Origin of the sequence: Chlorobaculum sp. 24CR, from assembly GCF_004118635.1 — a bacterium.
Classification (GTDB): Bacteria; Bacteroidota; Chlorobiia; order Chlorobiales; family Chlorobiaceae; genus Chlorobaculum.
Genome location: NZ_SDGU01000012.1, coordinates 73,492 through 93,368, shown reverse-complemented (window position 1 = coordinate 93,368; position 19,877 = coordinate 73,492). Strand labels below are relative to the sequence as shown.

General features: G+C 55.4%; 20 protein-coding genes and 2 tRNA genes. 17 read left to right on the top strand and 5 right to left on the bottom strand.

Going from position 1 to position 19,877, the window contains the following annotated elements; all coding sequences use genetic code 11:
• Nucleotides 1-127 precede the first annotated feature (127 nt).
• Nucleotides 128-1,129, bottom strand: coding sequence for a hypothetical protein (locus EST62_RS03095; RefSeq protein WP_129050640.1), 1,002 nt, complete (start codon nucleotides 1,127-1,129; stop codon nucleotides 128-130).
• A gap of 643 nt (nucleotides 1,130-1,772) precedes the next feature.
• On the opposite strand from EST62_RS03095, the gene EST62_RS03090 reads away from it, so the two are divergent.
• Nucleotides 1,773-3,194: a TolC family protein gene (locus EST62_RS03090; protein ID WP_129050639.1), complete on the top strand. Its 1,422-nt coding sequence runs from the start codon at nucleotides 1,773-1,775 to the stop codon at nucleotides 3,192-3,194.
• Nucleotides 3,195-3,586: 392 nt separating this feature from the next.
• Here the strand turns inward: EST62_RS03090 and EST62_RS03085 are convergent, their stop codons facing one another.
• The 4 genes from EST62_RS03085 to EST62_RS03070 all read right to left on the bottom strand — a co-directional run bounded on the left by EST62_RS03085 (nucleotide 3,587) and on the right by EST62_RS03070 (nucleotide 5,390).
• Nucleotides 3,587-4,522 (bottom strand): class I SAM-dependent methyltransferase, encoded by a 936-nt coding sequence (locus EST62_RS03085; RefSeq protein WP_129050638.1) that lies wholly within the window; start codon nucleotides 4,520-4,522, stop codon nucleotides 3,587-3,589.
• Between the two features lie 9 nt (nucleotides 4,523-4,531).
• Complete coding sequence (locus EST62_RS03080; RefSeq protein ID WP_129050637.1) at nucleotides 4,532-5,056, bottom strand: HIT domain-containing protein; 525 nt, start codon at nucleotides 5,054-5,056, stop codon at nucleotides 4,532-4,534.
• 143 nt (nucleotides 5,057-5,199) lie between these two features.
• Nucleotides 5,200-5,283: transfer RNA gene (locus EST62_RS03075), tRNA-Leu, on the bottom strand.
• A 25-nt stretch (nucleotides 5,284-5,308) separates the two neighbouring features.
• Nucleotides 5,309-5,390: transfer RNA gene (locus tag EST62_RS03070), tRNA-Leu, on the bottom strand.
• Nucleotides 5,391-5,411: 21 nt separating this feature from the next.
• Here EST62_RS03070 and EST62_RS03065 point away from each other — a divergent pair.
• The 16 genes from EST62_RS03065 (at nucleotide 5,412) to EST62_RS02990 (ending at nucleotide 19,814) form a co-directional block, all read left to right on the top strand.
• A complete protein-coding gene (locus EST62_RS03065) occupies nucleotides 5,412-5,657 on the top strand; it encodes a hypothetical protein (RefSeq protein WP_129050636.1) in 246 nt (81 codons plus the stop codon).
• 41 nt (nucleotides 5,658-5,698) lie between these two features.
• Nucleotides 5,699-6,292 carry a phosphatase PAP2 family protein gene (locus EST62_RS03060; protein ID WP_129050635.1) on the top strand — a complete coding sequence of 198 codons (594 nt, stop codon included), beginning with the start codon at nucleotides 5,699-5,701 and terminating at the stop codon, nucleotides 6,290-6,292.
• Nucleotides 6,289-7,341: a ferrochelatase gene (locus tag EST62_RS03055; protein WP_371414670.1), complete on the top strand. Its 1,053-nt coding sequence runs from the start codon at nucleotides 6,289-6,291 to the stop codon at nucleotides 7,339-7,341. Before EST62_RS03060 ends, EST62_RS03055 begins: the two co-directional genes overlap by 4 nt.
• Nucleotides 7,342-7,358: 17 nt before the next feature.
• On the top strand, nucleotides 7,359-7,949 hold the full coding sequence (locus EST62_RS03050; RefSeq protein WP_245153438.1) for a tetratricopeptide repeat protein: 591 nt from the start codon (nucleotides 7,359-7,361) through the stop codon (nucleotides 7,947-7,949).
• 153 nt (nucleotides 7,950-8,102) lie between these two features.
• Nucleotides 8,103-8,459, top strand: a complete 357-nt coding sequence (locus EST62_RS03045) for a hypothetical protein (protein ID WP_245153437.1) — start codon at nucleotides 8,103-8,105, stop codon at nucleotides 8,457-8,459.
• Nucleotides 8,460-8,674: 215 nt separating this feature from the next.
• Nucleotides 8,675-9,106, top strand: coding sequence for an NADH-quinone oxidoreductase subunit A (locus tag EST62_RS03040; RefSeq protein ID WP_129050632.1), 432 nt, complete (start codon nucleotides 8,675-8,677; stop codon nucleotides 9,104-9,106).
• A gap of 27 nt (nucleotides 9,107-9,133) precedes the next feature.
• A complete protein-coding gene (locus EST62_RS03035) occupies nucleotides 9,134-9,703 on the top strand; it encodes an NADH-quinone oxidoreductase subunit B (RefSeq protein WP_129050630.1) in 570 nt (189 codons plus the stop codon).
• Nucleotides 9,704-9,731: 28 nt separating this feature from the next.
• Nucleotides 9,732-10,253: an NADH-quinone oxidoreductase subunit C gene (locus tag EST62_RS03030; protein ID WP_129050629.1), complete on the top strand. Its 522-nt coding sequence runs from the start codon at nucleotides 9,732-9,734 to the stop codon at nucleotides 10,251-10,253.
• A 32-nt stretch (nucleotides 10,254-10,285) separates the two neighbouring features.
• Entirely contained in the window at nucleotides 10,286-11,488 is a 1,203-nt protein-coding gene (locus tag EST62_RS03025; RefSeq protein ID WP_129050627.1) for an NADH-quinone oxidoreductase subunit D, read from the top strand.
• Nucleotides 11,489-11,535: 47 nt separating this feature from the next.
• Nucleotides 11,536-12,615: an NADH-quinone oxidoreductase subunit NuoH gene (gene nuoH / locus EST62_RS03020; protein ID WP_129050626.1), complete on the top strand. Its 1,080-nt coding sequence runs from the start codon at nucleotides 11,536-11,538 to the stop codon at nucleotides 12,613-12,615.
• 55 nt (nucleotides 12,616-12,670) lie between these two features.
• Nucleotides 12,671-13,321: a 4Fe-4S binding protein gene (locus tag EST62_RS03015; RefSeq protein ID WP_129050625.1), complete on the top strand. Its 651-nt coding sequence runs from the start codon at nucleotides 12,671-12,673 to the stop codon at nucleotides 13,319-13,321.
• Between the two features lie 40 nt (nucleotides 13,322-13,361).
• Complete coding sequence (locus tag EST62_RS03010) at nucleotides 13,362-13,877, top strand: NADH-quinone oxidoreductase subunit J (protein ID WP_129050623.1); 516 nt, start codon at nucleotides 13,362-13,364, stop codon at nucleotides 13,875-13,877.
• Between the two features lie 17 nt (nucleotides 13,878-13,894).
• Complete coding sequence (gene nuoK, locus EST62_RS03005) at nucleotides 13,895-14,218, top strand: NADH-quinone oxidoreductase subunit NuoK (protein ID WP_069810016.1); 324 nt, start codon at nucleotides 13,895-13,897, stop codon at nucleotides 14,216-14,218.
• A gap of 52 nt (nucleotides 14,219-14,270) precedes the next feature.
• Nucleotides 14,271-16,559 (top strand): NADH-quinone oxidoreductase subunit L, encoded by a 2,289-nt coding sequence (gene nuoL, locus EST62_RS03000; RefSeq protein WP_167599145.1) that lies wholly within the window; start codon nucleotides 14,271-14,273, stop codon nucleotides 16,557-16,559.
• Between the two features lie 43 nt (nucleotides 16,560-16,602).
• The gene (locus tag EST62_RS02995; RefSeq protein ID WP_129050620.1) at nucleotides 16,603-18,240 is read left to right on the top strand and encodes a NuoM family protein; all 1,638 of its coding nucleotides are present in this window, start codon (nucleotides 16,603-16,605) and stop codon (nucleotides 18,238-18,240) included.
• 38 nt (nucleotides 18,241-18,278) lie between these two features.
• Nucleotides 18,279-19,814 (top strand): NADH-quinone oxidoreductase subunit N, encoded by a 1,536-nt coding sequence (locus EST62_RS02990; RefSeq protein ID WP_129050618.1) that lies wholly within the window; start codon nucleotides 18,279-18,281, stop codon nucleotides 19,812-19,814.
• Nucleotides 19,815-19,877 lie beyond the last annotated feature (63 nt).

Sequence of the window (19,877 nt, the reverse complement as noted above, 5' to 3'; positions counted from 1 at the left end):
AAGCAGCGAAATCAACAAAAGATGGATCGCCATGCCCCGACAGGTCGGGCCTCGCGATGACGAATCTCCGTCATTTTTCTTCTGACATGACACTAGGGGGAAGCTTAAAATCAATGCCGTCCCCATGCTACTTTACCGTCTTTTGATCATCCGCGTCTTCAACTTTTTTGCCTAATTCAAGCTGAGATATAGCGTTTTCACTTCGAGTAGTATTTTTTGAAACTGCATCATTGAGAAGCTGCAAATTTTTGCTGGTGTTTTGATCTAGTCTTTGAATTTCAGCTTCAATTGCTTCTGAGTTTTTGGCTATTAATTGTGTACTAGCTTGGATATTTGAATAGATTCTCAACATTTCTTGACGATTTTTTTCAGCCTGCGTGCTATCAGATGACTCTTTTGCCAAGGTAACGAAGAGAATAATGAAGCCACTAAGTCCAACAGTGGCGGCGTACTGTACGATTTTGCCGGTAAATTCTGATGCCTTACGCCGTTGAACAGTCCCATTCACAACACACTCTTTGAAATTTCGTATATAAAAAACTCTTATCCTTTGGAAGATACTTGGCTTTCCGTCCAAGCAGGTAACTTGCATATAGGCTAAGAACTTTTTCCAGTGTCGTTTGGACTCGCTCGTAAGTGTGGCTGGGTTTTTGACTACTCCAAGAATGATAAAGTCTTCGGGAGGTCGGAAGTTCTCAGACGCTGCGGGATATAGGCAGCACAACACTTGCCCATCATCTGTTCGTTGATAGGACAGAGTAGCTCCATGCGCTGTTTCCAGTTTTTTTGTTGGTTGTAGGTTTTTGTCAATAGTTGTTACTGAATCAAATGGTCGATTGCCGTAGAAAATTTCTACTTTCCTTTTGTCTAGTCCTCCATGCCTCCCACCAGGACATATGCAAAGGGAGTACAAATCACCCAAATGCTTACATTCTGGTGTGGAATCAGCATAAGACTCAAATAGTTCTTTTGCGTCTCCGTAAAATTTATCGAAGGCAGCGTATCTCTTGGCACGATCTGTCATTCCCTTCTCATAGGCATCTAACATACCTTTGATGTTTGAGCTATTGGGATGCAAGGTGATTGCATTATTCAATTCTTCAAGCCGATTTGCATTTTTTTTGGTCATTTTTTATTTGTTTAAAATTGCTTTGTCGAGCTGGGAACTCACCATGAGTACAGTCGTGCTATGTGCCTTTATTGGCAATAGCGGCAAAGCAGCAAGAGTATACAAAAATTATTTCTCAAATGCAACAAAAAAATCGTTCTTAAGCAGTGTTAAAAAGCATTATTTAAATTCATTTAAAATGAAATAACAAAATCAGGAGAAATTATTTTTTATAGCGTTTTTAATCTCTGAGGGTCTAATTCCCCTAAGCTTGCTATCGGGAAGGTGTAGACAAAAGATGTTTTCATACCCCGCAGCTTGCTGCGGGGTAGTTGATTTCATTTAAAATGTAGCAATATCACCAATTAACGAACCTTATTTTGCTTTCTGTAGGTGACTTATCCTACATCTGATGCTGAACCGGACTCTCAGTTGATAACAAATCAATAACATTTAAGTATAAAAGAATTATGTCGCGGTCTGTTTGAACATTTAAGATGAGATGCGCTTTTGATGATTAGATGTAAAAATATAGTGCTTTACTGTAATCCAGATCATAGATATGATGATTGTAAGTGCCTTCTGAGACAACTTTGCCTCATAATTGCACAGAAAGGAAACCCGTGGTATATTTGAACCACGTCGAAACCATCAAATTGTCGCCATGAGCCTGCATCGATTGTTTGTCTCTCTTTCTCTTCTGCTGCTGTTGGCATGGACTCCCCTTGCTGAGGGCAAGTCCAAAGATAAACCCAACTCGCCTGCTGAAATGGTGCAATCCGGAAAACAGCCGCTGGTTATCAGCCTTGATGATGCCGTGCGGATCGGGGAGCAGCATAATCGGGAGCTGGAGATTGCGCGGCTCGATAAGCGGATGGCGGGGCAGAAGGTTCGGGAGTCTTGGGCGGAGGTGCTGCCGCATCTGTCGTCGAGTTTGACTTACACCCGCACACTGAAGCCGTCGGTGATGTTTTTGCCGGTGGGCGCGTTGACCGGCAATCCGTCGCTTGGCACACAGGCAATCGAGATCAGTTCGGACAACTCGTCCATCGCCTCGCTCAATCTCAGCCAGAATATCTTCAAGCTCTCGGCCTTCGCGGGCATCAAGGCCTCTTCGCTCGTGCGCAAGATCAGCGACGAGTCGTTTCGCCAGACTAACGCCGGGGTGGTCACCTCGATCCGCCGCGCCTATTACGACGTGCTGATCGCCACCGAAAAGCGCAAGCTGGTCGAGCAGAGCATCGCCCGTTGGCAAGAGGCTCGCAAGGATACCAACGCGCTCTTCCGGCAAGGAGTAGCCGCTGACATCGATACGCTCAAGGCGTGGTTGTCGGTCGAGAATCTCAGGCCCGACCTGATTCGCGCACAGAACAACGAGTCCATCACCGCGACCAATCTGAAGCGCGTCATGGGCATCGATCAGGAGACGCCGCTGACCCTCACGAGCACACTTGCCTTCCACGAAATCGAGCTGCCGAAGAGCGTGGCGGCGGCGTACAGCGAGGCGCTCGACAAGCGCCCGGATGTGCAGAGCCTCTCGCTCCAGGCCGAAGCCGAGAACGCGAAAGTGATGGCCGCTCGATCCGAGGGGTTGCCGGTACTGAGCGCCTTCGGGCAGCTCGATGCGCAGACGCAGTTTAATGACGGCGAGTCCGTCAGCGCCACCCGCTGGCCGGTCTCATCGACGGCGGGGCTGCAACTGAGCGTGCCGATCTTCTCCGGCTTCGCCACGAGCGCGAGGATTCAGCAAGCGAAGATCGAACGCTTGCAGACCCGCACCCGCTACGAAGACCTGAAGTCGCAGGTGCGGGCCGACGTCGAGGTGCGCCTCTCCAACGTCGTCGAAGCCCGCAAGCGCATCGACGTGCAGTCGAAAACCATCGCCGTCGCCGAGCGCAGCTACCGCATCACCATGCTCCGCCTGCGCGAAGGCATCGGCTCGCGCCTCGAACTGACCGACGCCGAATTGCAGCTCGACACCGCTAAAACCAACTATCTGCAAGCGGTGTACGACTACCTGGTCGCCACCGCCGAGCTGGAGAAATCGCTGGGCCGCATCGATCCTGCGGTCGAGGCGAAGATGTGAGGGGACGGTTGGGCTGGTTGGTGATGCATGTTTATTACTCCGGCCATTAAAACTCTTAAACAATTGCCCCGGACTTTAGTCCGGGGCACGCGGATAAAGCAATATAAATCAGGGCTTTAGCCCAACCTTTTACAATGGGTGAAATTGCGATTTATTGTTGCCGGAGTAATAACTGTAGGGGCGGCTCTTGTGGCCGCCCTTTTCGTGCGCCGGGGTGTATCGGAAAGACAGGGCAGACACGCAGGTCTGCCCCTACGGTGGGCAAGGATAATGCTGTTTTGATTGATTATAGGGGCGACCCTATGTGTTCTACCTTCGTGTCTCAGGGTATCCCGGAAAAAGAGGACGGCCACAAGAGCCGTCCCTACAGAATCGGCATGAAAATCAGGCGATCACCCCTTCATCCTCATCGCCCGGACGACCATGCTCGACGCACGTCGCGGGTCGCGGCCAGCGGCGAGCGATTGTGCTGCACAAAACGCTGCTCGCACGATCCCGCCGCTGCTGAACGTTTTTCCGCTGATTGTGCGATCCAGCTTTTCGCTGAACCACACGTTGTAGAGCGTGTCGGGGAGCCATGTGCCGAGGTCGAGCACTGAGAAGCCGTGCTTTTCGAGCAGCTTGCCGAGCGTTTCCGGCGTGAAGTGGTAGAGGTGGCGTGGGGCGTCGAGGGCGATCCAGTTCTGGCCGTAGCGCCGGGCGTCGTGGCTCTCAATGTTCGGCACGGCGATGATGAGCTGGCCGCCGGGCGTCAGCAGCTCGCGGGCGCGGTCGAGCGCTTCGCCGAGGCGGTGCAGGTGTTCGAGGGCGTGCCAGAAGATGATGCGGTCGAAGCGGATGTCGAAATCGCTCTCCTCCAGCCCGGCTTCCGAAACGCCGAGTCCTGCATTTCTCGCGGTGTCAGCCGCCTGCCGGTTGGTCTCAACGCCGAAAAGATTCGTCAGCGGCACGCCGTAATCGCGCTGAATCCGAATGAGCAGCCTGCCGGTCGAGCAGCCGACTTCAAGCACCTTTGCCGATCCGTCAGGCTTGCGCATCCCCTTCATCACCATTCTCGCCTTTCCGGCCAGAAGAACATCGCTGATGGCCAGATAGGCTTTGTCGCGCAACGAGCTGGAGTTCGTTCGGGTCAGAAACGGATCGTAGGTTTCGGCAGGGTAGTGCGCCGCCATCTCGTTCGCTTCGGGCCGGGGGTTGAGCATGACGAGGCCGGATGCTGACGATCTGGCGAGTTGCCAGGACGGGCCGTGGAGGTTGAAGCGGTCGGGTGCTTGCAGGAGGGGCTTGAATTCCCTGCTTCCGGTGATTGGGCAGGGGACGGTTTCCATCGTCTGGAACTACGATTTTTTCTGTTCGCTCTGGAGCTTCAGGATCGCCTCGCGGAGCTGGATGTAGGTTTGGCGCAGGTCGTTCGAGAGCACCTTGGTTTCGCCGAGCACCGGCATAAAGTTGGTGTCGCCCTCCCAGCGGGGCACGATGTGGAAGTGGATGTGCTCGTCGATGCTGCCGCCCGCAACCCTGCCGAGGTTCGCGCCGAAGTTGAAGCCGTGCGGCTTGATGGTCATCTTCAGCGCCTCCATGCAGAGGTTAGACATTTTGAAGATTTCGACCATCGTCTTCTCGTCCAGATCGCTGAATTCGGGCGTCTGAAGGTAGGGGATGACCATGAGATGGCCGCAGTTGTAAGGGTAGAGGTTCAGGATGGCGAAGCAAAATTCACCCCGGCAGAGCACGTAGCGCTCCTCGTCCTGTTCGGGCGGAATATCGGCGAACACCGATTTGCCCTCCTCCGGAGTGAAAGGCTTTTCTTCCTTGAACGACTGCATGTAAACGTCGCGCCACGGAGAGTACATTCTTTGCATGGGAAATTTCTGCTGATCTGTTTGTGCGCTATCCAGTTGCTGTGTTTGCCCCGGAAATCCGGGATACTGACGATTATCAGAGTTTTCAGGAGTGCCCTGATGGAGGGGAAAAAAGGAGGCATTCAATAGACTTGAATGCCGTGTACCAAAGGTGGGACTCGAACCCACACGAGCTTGCGCCCACTGGATTTTGAGTCCAGCGCGTCTACCAGTTCCGCCACTTTGGCATGAGTCCAATGAACAAATGAACAGTGCGAGAGAAGGGACTCGAACCCTTACGCCTCACGGCACTAGTTCCTAAGACTAGCGTGTATACCAATTTCACCACTCTCGCGTTGAACAGCGCTTAATATACGTGGTTTCACGAAATTATAAACAATTTGATCGAATTTTCCTGATTCTGACCGGCGGAGAGTTCCGATCATCCGGAAATATCAAGTTCCAAATCGAAATCGCTATCAAAATCGCCAATGAGCACGACCTTAATTCCGATTTGGATTTCGATGAAGAGCGTCACCGGTTAGCGGGAATCTTATCGGCGATGCGTCAGGAACCAGTTTCTGTTTATCGCGGAAAGCGTTATTTTCCCTATCGCCTGTAATGCGTCAATAAATCGCACTTTTTCACTCTTAGTGGTTCTCAATGCAGCTCGATACTCGCCGGTTCGCCTCTCTGGTATCATGGATCATCAGTCCTGTCGTCGTGGCGCCGGCAGTCTATCTGCTTATTGTCCTGTATCGCTATTCAGCCAAATCAAGTCATCTCGACTGGTTTCTGGTGCTGTTTCTTTCGGCCACCATCGTGCCGATGTTTCTGATTTACGGACTCAAGAAGATTGGCCGGGTCTCCGATTACAATATCAGCTTTCGGGAACAGCGCTTCCTGCCGCTGCTGGTGCTGGTGGGCGTGAACCTGGTCGGGTACGAACTGATGAAGCAGCTCGACGCGCCTCGCTTTCTCTCCGCAATTCTGCTTTTCAACGCCGTCAACACGGTCTTTATTCTGCTGGTCACGCTTCAGTGGAAAATCAGCATCCATCTCTTTTCCCTCACCTCCTCGATTGCTCTTCTCGTACTTTCTTTCGGACCGCTTGCGCTCGCGTTGCTCTGCTTCGTGCCGCTCCTGATGTGGTCGCGCATGTATCTCAAAGCGCATAATTTCATGCAGACGCTTGTCGGCAGCCTCATTGGTTTTCTCTTGATGTTCGGCGAATTCAAATGGTGGCTCGCACAGTGAGTAAACGGCGCTACAGCGTGGTGCTGGTGACATACGGGGAGGTCGAAAAGCTTTCGGCGCGCGATCTCTGGCCGAGTTCGCGGAAGATTCTCTTTGTTATTACCCGCAAGATTGTCAAGCTTCCCAGGTTGCTGATCTACATGATTGCCGATTACCGTTCGGCCAGGCACTACCTCGACTGGAAATGGCATCGCTACCGCTCGTGCCTCGTGGAGATCAATCGCAGGCAGGTGCTTGGCGTGGAGGCGGCGCTTCGGCGCGATCCGCGATTTGGCGGACAGGGCGACCAGATCGATGTCGCTGACGCTTACTATTTCGTGCCGCCTTACCTCGAAGAGGTGCTCGATCGTTTCCGGGGTCGTTCGGATGGCATTGTCGTGGTGCCGATGATTCCGGTCGAGTCGGCCTTTTCGTGCGGCCCGGCGTGCCAGATGGCGATCGATCAATTCGGCGAGAATCATCTCGGCGTACTCAGAGTGGCGCGTGGCTTGTGGAAGGACGGGGCGTTGCATCGCCTCTATCTCGATCACCTCTTCGCGTCGATTCCAGCGGCGTGGAGCGGGGCGGGACGGACAAAGAAGCAGGGACTCGTGCTGGTCATTCACGGCACGATTGTCAAAAACCGCAAGGGCGAAAAGCCCTCCGTTTTTACCGGTCTCGATGAGACGATGGCGTTTTTCCGGCTGATGCACGACAAAATTATGGCTGATCCGCGCAACGTGTTCGACGAAGTGAAGCTTGGTTGCCTCAACCACAGCCGGGGAGGGGAGTGGTCGCCCGAAACGGTCGAGCGGGCGCTCGGCGAGTTTGAGGGCGAAGGGTTCGGCTCGGTGGCGATGTTTCCGTTTGGTTATTTCGCCGACAACAGCGAGACCGATTACGAGGCGAAAAAATTGCTCGACCGTTCGTCCGCCGCCCGGAAGCACTATATTCCCTGCGTCAACGATTCGCCGGCCTTCGCCGCGTGGCTGGCGTCGAGGATTGCCGCCGAGATCGAACGGCTCGACGTGCAGCGCGAGGTTTTTGGCAGCGGTGAGTCCGGGAAATGAACAAATTACAAGAGAGCATGAACAACACGATCGTACCCGAAGAGAAGTTGCCCGAAACGCTGCCGGAGCGTGAGCGGGAGTACCGGCAGGCGCTCGATTGCATCGAGCAGCAGGAGTTTGGCCAGGCGATTTCGATACTCGACGAGCTTGCCGGCGCGGCGTCACGCGACGCGAAGCTGCGCTATGCGCGCGCCGTGGCGCTGCTCTCCAACGGCGAGTACCGCCGCGCGGGCACTGACCTTGCGTTCACGGTTGCGCTCGACCGCTCGAACCTTGAGGCGTACCGGCATCTCGGCTTCGTGTTGCTGACGATGGGCAAGGAGGAGGCGGCCATCAAGGTGCTCGAAGAGGCGCTGCGCCGCGACCCCTGTTTCGTGGAGGCGTGGTGCGTGCTGGCCGATGTCCACATGGATCTCGGCGAGCACGAAAAGGCGCTTGACGCGCTCGACAAGGCGCACGAGCTTCAGCCCCGCAACGTCGAGGTGCACTGCAAGCTGGCCATGTATTATATGTCGCGCGGCGACATGCGCGGCCTGCGGGCCGAGTACGAGGTGCTCCGGGAGATCGAACCAGACGTTGCCGCCCAGATTGCCGAACTGCTGCCGTGAGGAATAATACTATGGTGGCCAGTCGGGACGTGGTGGGATGTGGCAATTCATCTTTATGATACACGTGTTGTTTTGCTGTAGGGGCGGGCACAAGACCCGCCCCTACAGCGGATATGTGTCCCGACAAATCGAGATTCGCAATGTCGGGGATTAATGGTTAAAACAAAGAGCAATACAGCCTTCTTTTTTACCGATAAGTCCGACAGGCTGCAATGGCAGCGGGTTCAAATCACTCAAAACAATCAGATTGCGATGAAACTGTTCCCGGACAAGGACAAGGAGAAGAGGAAGAACTTCATGAAAGGGGGGCTGCCGGTTGTGCTGGCGGTTGTCTGGGCGCCCATAATCTGGATGGCGCTGGCGGCTTTTCTCGGCCCCGTTATGGAGCGGGTGATTGGCGTCTGGCAGCTCAATGTCGCCATTCTTGCTGTCGCCACGCTGCTGGCTATGGTCGGGCTGATCCGGCTGTTCAAATTGGCCGGTTTAAAAATTTTTGACAAGGCCGGTTGAGTTGTAATAAAATCATGGCGTTTTGTCGCTTCTGCATAAATAATTCTGACTGAACGGTTTTTGCGGTACTCTTTCTGACCTGAAAAAATCAGCTTTTTGTCTGAAGATTGAGAAGATTTTTTTATATTGGCGGCACCTGATTCAGAGGCCCTTCAGGCCCGTCAGGGAAAAGGGAGATTGTCACTTCCTTTACCAATAAAGTCAAACAACAGAACATGGATCAGACGTTAAGCGGTTTCGGTGCCGTATTCGTGTTTCTCGTACTCGGTATCGTCTTCGTCGCGGGTGGCTACCTGACGGCGAGAATGCTCAGGCCGAGCAGGCCCAACCCCGAAAAGAATTCCACCTACGAGTGCGGTGAAGCGGCGGTCGGCAGTGCCTGGGTCAAGTTCAATATCCGCTTTTATGTCGTCGCCCTTATCTTTATCATCTTCGACGTTGAAGTCGTCTTTCTCTATCCCTGGGCTACCGTTTTCAAGCAGCTTGGCAACTTTGCGCTTGTCGAGGTGCTGATCTTCGCCGGTATCCTTGTCGTCGGTCTGGTTTACGCCTGGGTCAAGGGCGACCTCGACTGGGTTCGTCCGACTCCGACCATTCCGAAAATGCCGGAGCTGCCGAAACGTCACTCCGGAAAGGCAAACGGATAATCTTTCAATCATCATCGATTTTACGCTATGGGTTTGCTTGACGCCAGAGTATCGAACCGCAACGTGCTGGTGACTTCGGTTGACAATGTGATGAACTGGGCTCGCCTCTCTTCCCTTTGGCCGATGGGTTTCGGTCTGGCCTGCTGCGCTATCGAGATGATGGCCACCAACGCCTCGAACTACGATCTCGAACGCTTCGGTATTTTTCCGCGCTCGTCGCCCCGCCAGTCCGACCTCATGATCGTGGCCGGTACGGTCACCATGAAGATGGCCGAGAGGGTGGTGACGCTTTACGAGCAGATGCCCGAACCGCGCTACGTGCTTTCGATGGGAAGCTGCTCGAACTGCGGCGGTCCCTACTGGCATCACGGCTACCATGTGCTCAAGGGCGTTGATCGCGTCATTCCGGTCGATGTCTATGTGCCCGGCTGCCCGCCGCGCCCCGAGGCGCTGATCGGCGGCCTGATGAAGGTTCAGGAGCTGATCCGCATGGAGGGTCTCGGTATTTCTCGCCAGGACGCGCTGAAGAAGCTTGCCGAAAAGAGCGTCGATCCGCAGCAGGTGATCGACCAGGTGCGCAAGGCGGCTACGGCATAACCACTATTATCTATCAAGAGTCAAGGGAATGGAAGAAGCAGCAAACCAGATGTCACCGGCGGTGCGAGAGAGCAAGACCGCTTACGATAATATCAGGGAGCGGTTCGGAGATGCGATATCGGAGTTCGACGCTAACCCGACCATGCCGTTCTTCGAGGTGCTCGACGCGAGCCGGTGGGTGGACATCGCGCTCTACATGCGCGACAACTCGCTCTTGCAGTTCAACTACCTTGCCTGCCTGTCGGGCGTGGACTATCCCGAAGAACAGAAGGTCGGCATTGTCTGCAACTTCGAGTGCATCGGAAAATATACCCACAGGATCGCCGTCAAGGTGAAGTGCCAGCGCGACGGAGGCTCGATTCCGTCCGTCTCGTGCGTGTGGCACACGGCCAACTGGCACGAGCGCGAGGCCTACGATATGTATGGCATGGTCTTCGAGGGCCATCCCGACCTGCGAAGGATTCTCTGTCCGGAAGACTGGACCGGCTATCCGCTCCGCAAGGATTACCAGGTTCAGGAGACCTATCACGGCATCAAGGTTCCTTACTGACGCCATAACCCGTAAACAAGCATTCCCGACTCATGCAGGAATTAGGTAAAGTCGAATCGAACTCCACCAGGATCATCCGTCAGGACGACAAGCGCGTCACTATCGAAAAGGATCTCGATACCGAACATATGGTGCTCAGCATGGGGCCGCAGCATCCGTCAACGCACGGCGTGCTCCGTCTCGAATGCATCACTGACGGTGAAGTGGTCGTCGAGGCCGAGCCGTACCTCGGCTACCTCCACCGCTGTTTCGAGAAGCATTGCGAAAAGATTGACTATCCGGCTATCGTGCCCTACACCGACAGGATGGACTATCTTGCCGGCATGAACAGCGAGCTGGCCTACTGCATTACCGTCGAGAAGCTGCTCGACATCGAGATTCCCCGCCGCGTCGAATTCATTCGCGTTATCGTCTCCGAGCTGAACCGGATCGCTTCGCACCTGGTGGCCATCGGCACCTATGCCATCGACCTCGGCGCTTTCACGCCGTTTCTGTTCTGCTTCCGCGACCGTGAGCACATCATGAATCTGCTCGAATGGATCTCCGGCGCGAGGATGCTCTATAACTATATCTGGATCGGCGGCCTGGCCTACGATGTTCCGGCTGACTTCAAGAAGCGCGTTGACGAGTTCGTCACCTACTTCAGGCCGAAGGCGGTCGAGCTCTACAAACTGCTGACCGAGAACGAAATTTTCGTCAAGCGCACCTACGACATCGGCATCATGCCCGCCGACGTGGCGATCAACTACGGCTGGAGCGGCCCGATGCTTCGCGGTTCCGGCGTCAAGTGGGATTTGCGCCGCAACGATCCCTATTCGATCTATCCCGAACTCGACTTCGAGGTTCCGGTGCCGGACGGAAAGTTCTCTGTCGTCGGCGATTGCCTGTCGCGCCATCTGGTTCGCGCGCTCGAAATGGAGGAGAGCCTCAGGATCATCGAGCAGTGCCTCGCCAAAATGCCGGAAGAGCCGAACTTCAACTCGCGGGCGCTGATCCCGAAGAAGATCAGGCCCAAAGCTGGCGAAGTCTATGGCCGCGCCGAGAACCCGCGCGGAGAGCTTGGCTACTATATCGTGAGCGATGGAAAATCGACCAGCCCGATCCGCTGCAAGGCCCGTTCGTCGTGCTTCGTCAACCTTTCGGCGATGAAGGATCTCTCGAAGGGGCAATTGATTCCCGATCTGGTGGCCATCATCGGCAGCATCGATATTGTGCTGGGTGAAGTTGACCGCTGAGCGTTTTCAAGACAACACATTTATTTCAAGAAGGTTCGCCTGTTGATATGAGTTCATCACCATCTCTCAATACCTGGTCCGACGCCCTCTCAGGCTTCTCCATCGGCTGGTTTCCTCTCGGGCTGGTTATCGTTGCGGCTATTCCGCTCGTGTTCATCGCCCTGTACGCGCTGACCTACGGTGTGTATGGCGAGCGCAAGATTTCGGCCTTCATGCAGGACAGGCTCGGCCCGATGGAGGTTGGCTTCTGGGGTATCCTCCAGACGCTGGCCGACATCCTGAAGCTTCTCCAGAAAGAGGATATCGTGCCGACCGCGGCAGACAAGTTCCTCTTTGTCGTCGGCCCCGGCATTCTGTTCGTCGGTTCGTTCCTGGCCTTCGCGGTGCTGCCCTTCGGCCCGGCTTTCATCGGCGCCGACCTGAACGTGGGTCTGTTCTACGCGGTTGGTATCGTGGCTCTCGAAGTGGTGGGTATTCTTGCCGCCGGATGGGGTTCCAATAACAAATGGGCGCTCTACGGAGCGGTTCGCAGCGTCGCCCAGATCGTGAGCTACGAAATTCCGGCTTCCATCGCACTCCTTTGCGCCGCAATGCTTGCAGGCACCCTGAGCATGCAGCAGATTACCTTGATGCAGGCCGGCCCCGGCGGCTTCATGCACTGGTTCCTGTTCACCAACCCGATCGCCTGGCTGCCGTTTCTGATCTACTTTATCTCCTCGCTTGCCGAGACCAACCGCGCGCCGTTCGACATTCCCGAAGCTGAATCCGAACTGGTTGCCGGTTACTTCACCGAGTACAGCGGCATGAAGTTCGCCGTGATCTTTCTTGCCGAGTATGGCAGCATGTTCATGGTGTCGGCGATCATCTCCATCGCCTTCCTTGGCGGCTGGACTTCGCCGCTGCCGAACATCGGCGGCCTGGAACTCAATACCATGACCAGTGGCCCGGTCTGGGGCGCGTTCTGGATCATCATGAAAGGATTCTTCTTCATCTTCGTGCAGATGTGGCTTCGCTGGACGCTGCCCAGGCTCAGGGTTGACCAGCTTATGTATTTGTGCTGGAAGGTTTTGACGCCATTCTCCCTGATTGCCTTCGTGCTGACGGCTGTTTGGGTCATCAACCATTGATCGTGAGGTCGCTTCAACAGAGAAGACAAGAGGCAAGCAAGACGAACAACAAACTATGAGTGAGTACTTCAGCAATATAAAGACCAGTGCGACCACCATCGCGACCGGCATGACCATCACCCTCAAGCATTTCTTCAATGCGGTCAAGCGCAAGGGAGATGCGGGTATCGACGATGCCGACTATTTTCGCCAGGTTGACGGTCTGTGCACCTTGCAGTATCCGAAGGAAGCAATTCCGACCCCGCCGCATGGCCGCTACCGCCTGTACTGCAATATCGATGACTGCATCGGCTGCCGCCAGTGCGAGCGCGCATGCCCGGTGGAGTGCATCGCCATCGAAACCATCAAGACGACCAGCGACGATCTGGAAGCTTGCGGCAAGACCTCCGGCGGACAGCAGAAACGGATGTGGGTGCCGGTGTTCGACATCGATGTGGCCAAGTGCATGACCTGCGGCATCTGCGTGAGCGTCTGCCCGACCGACTGCCTCTACCACACGCCGGTGGCTGACTTCTCCGAGTTCAACGTGAAGAATATGCTTTACCACTTCGGCAATCTCTCGAAGATCGAGGCTGAGGCAAAGAAGAAAAAACTTGCCGAGCAGCAGGCGCAGGCGGCCAAAGAGAAGGCCGCGGCGGGAGGCGCTCCGGCGGCAAAACCGGCGCCGAAGTCAGCTCCGCAGCAAAAGCCGGGCGACGCCCAATAAGCTTCCGGAAGGAATTGATTACCAACAAGTGCAGATAACCATGAATCAACTGACTATCGCCATTATCTTCTACATCTTCGCGGCCGTCACGGTGCTGTCGGCGGCGTTCGTGGTTTTTTCCAAAAATGTCATCTACTCGGCCTTCTCGCTGCTCTTCACCTTTTTCGGCGTGGCGGCGCTCTATGTCTTTCTGAGCGCGGACTTCATCGCCGTGACCCAGGTGGTGGTCTATGTCGGCGGTATTCTGGTGCTTCTGCTCTTCGGCGTCATGTTCACCAATACCATCATGCAGACCGAGCTGAAGGCTGACGTGCTGCACATGGCGCCGGGAATTCTTGTAACGCTGCTTCTGATCGGCGGCATGTTGTTCACCTTCTATACAACCGGAAGCTGGATGCCGGGCGAGATGCAGCTCAATGGCAGCGTGGTCGAGAGCATCGGTCTTGAAACCATGTCGCGCTACATGCTGCCGTTTGAAATGGTCTCGATCGTGCTGCTGGTCGCCCTGATCGGCGCGGCGTTTCTGGCCCGCTACGACAAGGCAAACAAAAAATGAACACTCAAGGAGTCTCAATGCTAACGGAACAGTTACTGTCGATTGGCGTCAACCATTTCCTGACGATTTCAGTCATCCTTTTCGGTCTGGGCATGTTTGCCGTTATGACCCGCAAGAACGCCATCGTCATTCTGATGGGGGTCGAGCTGATCCTGAACGCGGCCAACATCAACTTCCTGACCTTCTCGAAATATAATGGCGGCATGGAAGGGGTGATGTTCAGCCTCTTCGTGATTGTGCTGGCCGCTGCCGAAGCCGCCGTCGCGCTTGCGATCGTCATCAATATATTCAAGACCTTCAAGACGGTCGATGTTTCCAGCGTGGACACCATGAAAGAGTGATCCGCAACGGTAAAAGACTTATAGCTGAAAATTCTTTGTAAAACGAAACATGATGCACAGTTTAATCCAGTTATCGATCGCTGTCCTGCTTCTGCCGCTGCTCTCGTTTGTGGTACTGATCTTTTTCAACCGCAGGCTTCCGCGCGGTGGCGATTTCGTTGGCGTCGGTCTGCTCGGCACGACGCTGGCCATAGCGCTGTATATTTTCTGGACTGTGATCGTTCAGCACTACGATCCGGCGTTCAGAGTTGCGTGGGATTTCACCTGGCTTGATTTTGGCGATGTTCCCGGTGTCGGCCCGCTGCAGATCAAAATGGGTATCGTGGTCGATAACCTCACGGCGATCATGCTGGCGATGGTGTCGCTCATCAGCTTCCTCGTGCATCTTTACTCGACCGGTTACATGCACGGCGAGCCGCTCTATGGACGCTTCTTCGCCTACCTCGGCATCTTTACCTTCTCGATGTTCGGTATCGTGCTCTCCGACAACCTGTTCTCGATCTACATGTTCTGGGAGCTTGTCGGCTTGTCGTCGTACCTTCTGATAGGATTCTATTTTCACAAGGACAGCGCCGCCGATGCGCAGAAAAAGGCGTTTCTCACCAACCGTATTGGTGATATCGGCATGTGGCTCGGCATTCTGATACTCTATTCGCAGTTCCACACCTTCGGCTATCAGGAGATTTTCGAGCATATCAAGAATGGCGATTTCCACATGTCGCAGACCTGGCTGACCGCGGCGGGCGTACTGCTCTTCATGGGCTGCGTCGGCAAATCGGCCCAGTTCCCGCTGCACGTCTGGCTGCCTGACGCCATGGAGGGTCCGACTCCGGTCTCCGCGCTCATCCACGCGGCGACGATGGTTGCGGCAGGCGTCTATTTCGTGGCCCGCATTTTTGTGATGCTGACTCCGGATGCGCTGCACGTGATCGCGTTTATCGGCGCCTTCACCGCCTTCATGGCGGCGACCATCGCCATTACGCAGCATGACATCAAGCGCGTGCTCGCCTACTCGACCGTTTCGCAGCTTGGCTACATGGTGCTCGGCCTCGGCGTTGGCGCCTACTCCGCCGCGCTGTTCCACCTCCTGACCCACGCTTTCTTCAAGGCCTGCCTCTTCCTCGGTTCGGGCGCGATCATTCACGCCATGCACCACGAGCAGGATATGCGCTGGATGGGTGGTTTGTATAAAAAGATGCCCTGGACCTTCGCGACCTTCATGATTGCAACGCTGGCTCTTGCCGGTCTTCCGCTGACCAGCGGCTTCCTCTCGAAGGACGCCATTCTGGCTGGCGCACTCGGTTTCGCCTCGGTCGAAGGCGGCGGCGTTTTCTACCTTATTCCGGTGCTCGGCTTCGGCGCCGCGGTGCTCACCGCGTTCTACATGGGCCGCCAGATATGGCTGGTCTTCTTCGGCGAGAGCCGCACCCATCTCAAGCCCAATGCGGCTCACAGTCTCGACGACCACTCCGATGGCGATGTCGATCACATTCATGACGCCCACCACGGTGGTCACGATCATCATCCGGTTCACGAGGTCGCCTGGAACATGCGGCTTCCGCTGGTCGTTCTGGCCACGCTTTCCGTCTTCATCGTCTTTTCGCCCGATCCGCTCGATGGCGGCAAGGGCTGGTTCATGCACCTGGTGCAGACCCCGGCAACAGTGGTCAGCGTCACCGGGACGTCGCACGAAAGCGCCGGACTTGGCGCTCCGGAAGCCGGCAAGCTGCTGGCCACGGCTCACACCGATACCGAGCATGTAGAGGCCGCGCCGGCTCAAGGTCACGGTGCGGAAGCTGCCCACGAGGCGGGGGAACACCACGGCCCGGTTTTCACCGATCCCCGTCAGGCCGAGATCGCGCACATGACGCACGAAAATCACTACACGGCGATCAAACTCTCGTCGATCATGATTGTGATAGGTATCGGCATGGCGCTCATTTTCTATGTATTCAGGATCATCGATCCCGACAAGACCGCGCAGACGATTCGCCCGCTCTACCTCTACTCGTTCAACAAGTGGTACTGGGACGAAATTTACGACGCGACCGTCATCAAGGGTTCCATGCTGATCTCGAAGATTTTGGCCTGGTTTGACGCCAATATCGTCGATGGCATCGTCAACGGCGTGGCGACGGTATTCAGAAAGTTCGCCTTCTTCAATGGCGGCGTTGACAAATATGTGGTGGACGGACTGGTCAACTTCACGGCCTTCACCGTACAGACGACCGGCGCTGTTTTCAGGAAGATCCAGACGGGTAAGGTGCAGACCTATCTGCTCATGGTGGCTGTGGCGGTTCTGGGCTGGTTCGCCTTTTACTTTGCGCACCTGGTGAAATAACCGAACGATTTAATTTACTCTCCGAACATAACAGGTACTGAACATGCTGAGTTTAATTGTATTTCTGCCGATCATTGCCGGACTCATCATTTTGGCCGTGCCCTCGTCGCAGAAACAGATCATCAGGATCGTCTCGCTCCTCGGCGCTATCGGCCAGGGCGTGATCGCCGTTCTCATCTGGCGCCAATATGACCCGACCATGGCGGGCATCGTGGCCGCGCCTGGCGGATCGCTTGCCGGTTCATTCCAGATGATCGAACGGGTTCCGTGGATTTCGCTCGACCTCGGCTCGTTCGGCCCCCTGAACATCGAGTACTTGCTCGGCGTTGATGGCCTTTCGATCACAATGGTGCTTCTGACCGCCCTGATTTCGATCATCGGCGTACTGTCGAGCTGGACGATCCAGAAGCAGGTCAAGGGCTACTTCATTCTCTACAATCTGCTGGCTACGGCCATGATGGGCTGCTTCGTGGCGCTCGACTTCTTCCTCTTCTACGTGTTCTGGGAGCTGATGTTGCTGCCGATGTACTTCCTGATCGGTATCTGGGGCGGCCCGAACCGTGAGTACGCTGCCATCAAGTTCTTCCTCTACACGCTGTTCGGTTCGGTCTTCATGCTGCTGGTCATGATCGGCCTCTACTTCAGCGTCATCGATCCGCTTACCGGTCACCACACCTTCAGCCTCGTGGCGATGGCCGACCAGGCAAACTACATCAAGGGTGCGATTCTCGGCCCTGACAATGTGACCTGGAGATATGTCGCCTTTATCGTGCTCTTCGTCGGCTTCGCCATCAAGGTTCCGATGTTCCCGTTCCACACCTGGCTGCCCGACGCGCACGTCGAGGCTCCGACCCCGATTTCGGTCATCCTGGCCGGCGTGTTGCTGAAGCTCGGCACCTACGGCATGATGAGGATCAACTTCCCGCTCTTTCCTGAAGTCTATCAGGCGGGCCTCTATGTGATCGCTGTGTTCGGCGCAATCAACATCATCTACGGTGCGTTCTGCGCTCTGGCCCAGCAGGATCTGAAGAAGATGGTCGCCTACTCCTCGATCAGCCACATGGGCTACGTGCTGCTCGGCCTGGCCGCCGCCAACAGCGAAGGCATGGTCGGTGCGCTCTACCAGATGTTTAACCACGGCACCATCACCGCGATGCTCTTCCTTCTGGTTGGCGTGATCTACGACCGCGCGCACTCCCGCCAGATCGACAAGTTCGGCGGCCTGGCTTCTTACATGCCGGTCTATACCGGTCTGGTTATCGTTGCATGGTTCGCCTCGCTTGGTCTGCCCGGCCTCAGCGGCTTCATCTCCGAGGCGTTCGTGTTTGTCGGCGCCTTCAGCGCTCCGGTCACTCGCCCGATCGCGATGGTTTCGGTGCTTGGCATCGTCTTTGGCGCGGCCTACCTGCTCTGGTCGTTGCAGCGGATGTTCCTCGGCAAGCGCAAGCCGGATGCCCTGTACGATCTCGAAGTCGATGCGCATGGCCACGAGCACATCCACTTCCACGACTGGAAGGGCAAGCTCGATCTCGACGCACGTGAGCTGACCATGCTCGTGCCGCTTGCCGTCATCATCATCGCGCTCGGTATCTATCCGATGCCGGTTATGGGTCTTATTACGACCAGTGTCAACAAACTTGTTCAGGTTCTCGCTCCGGTTGCCATGTCGGCCGTGCATTGATCCCGTGTTCCGTTTAAAAGCATAAACGTTGGAGAAATATGTTCGAAATGCCATCAGGCGCTGAAATACAGAGCATCATCTCGATCCTCAAGGGTGGCGCCGGATATTTTGTCCCTGAAATCTATCTTTCAGCGCTGTTCATGGTGCTGATACTGCTTGATCTCATCACGGGTAAAAAGAATCGCGGATTACTTGCCACGGTTTCCATAGCCGGTCTCGTCGGCAGTCTCTTCTTTATTTTCAAGCAGCAGGCGATGCCGGATACACAGTTCTTTTTCGGCATGTACTCGCTTGACCGGTTTGGCATCTTTTTCAAATACTTTTTCGTGGCATCGGGCATTCTCGCCGTGCTGACCACCGTGATCGACGACCAGCTCAAAAAGCACGAGTCGGGCATGGGCGAGTACTATGCGCTGCTTGTGGCGATGGTGGTGGGTATGATGATGATGGCCTCCTCGACCGATCTGTTGATGATGTTCCTCTCGATGGAGCTGGTCAGTCTGTCGGCCTATGCGCTGACCGGCTACCTCAAGCGCGAACCCCGCTCGTCGGAAGCCGCCCTGAAGTATCTTGTGTACGGCGCGGTGTCGTCGGGCATGCTCCTGTACGGCTTCTCCCTGATCTACGGCATGACCGCCGAAACCAACATTACCCGCATCAGCATGGCGCTGGCCGCGCACGGTTACGATCAGCTCGTGATGATTCTTGCCGTGCTGCTCATCATGGCGGGTCTTGGCTACAAGATGGGCGCGGTGCCGTTCCACTTCTGGAGTCCTGATGTTTATGAAGGCGCTCCCACTCCCGTGACCGCCTATCTCTCGGTTGCCTCCAAGGCTGCCGGTTTCGCCATGCTCATGCGCTTCTTCTTTGTCGCGGTGCCGCAAGGCTTCGATGTGTCCGCGAGTGCGCTGCACATCGACTGGCTCTCGATCCTGATGCTCGTCTCCGCGGCGTCGATGATCTACGGCAACGTTGTCGCCATCTGGCAGAAAAATGTCAAGCGTCTGCTTGCTTACTCATCGATAGCTCACGCCGGCTACTTGCTGCTCGGCGTCATCACCATGGATCAGCTCGGTACGCAGGCGGTTCTGGTCTATCTGAGCGCCTACCTGTTGATGAACTATGGTGCGTTCTATGTGGTGATTCTGATCGCCAACCGCACCGGTAGCGAGAACCTCGACGATTATCGTGGCCTCGGCAAGAGAATGCCGCTGCTTGGCGCGGCCTTGACCGTGTTCCTTATCTCGCTGGTAGGTCTGCCTCCGACCTTCGGATTTATTGGCAAGCTGATGATCTTCTCGGCGCTGATCGCCAAGGGTAGCCTCTTCATGTGGCTCGCCCTCATCGGCATTCTGACCAGCGTCATTTCGCTCTACTACTACATGCTGATTCCGCTCAACATGTATCTGAGGGATTCGGAAAATGCAGAACAGGGCGTGATGGAGACCGGCATGGGCGCAAAGCTTGTCACCGCCTCGCTGATGATCCTGACGCTCTGGTTCGGCCTCTTCTTCCAGCCAATCGCCAACTATGCGAAATATTCATCGGTTCTTTTCGGAGCCTTTCTGAACTGAAAGGTTTGACATAAGCGGTCGCCAAAAACCTTAAAAAACCCGGTAAATCTGATAGATTGCCGG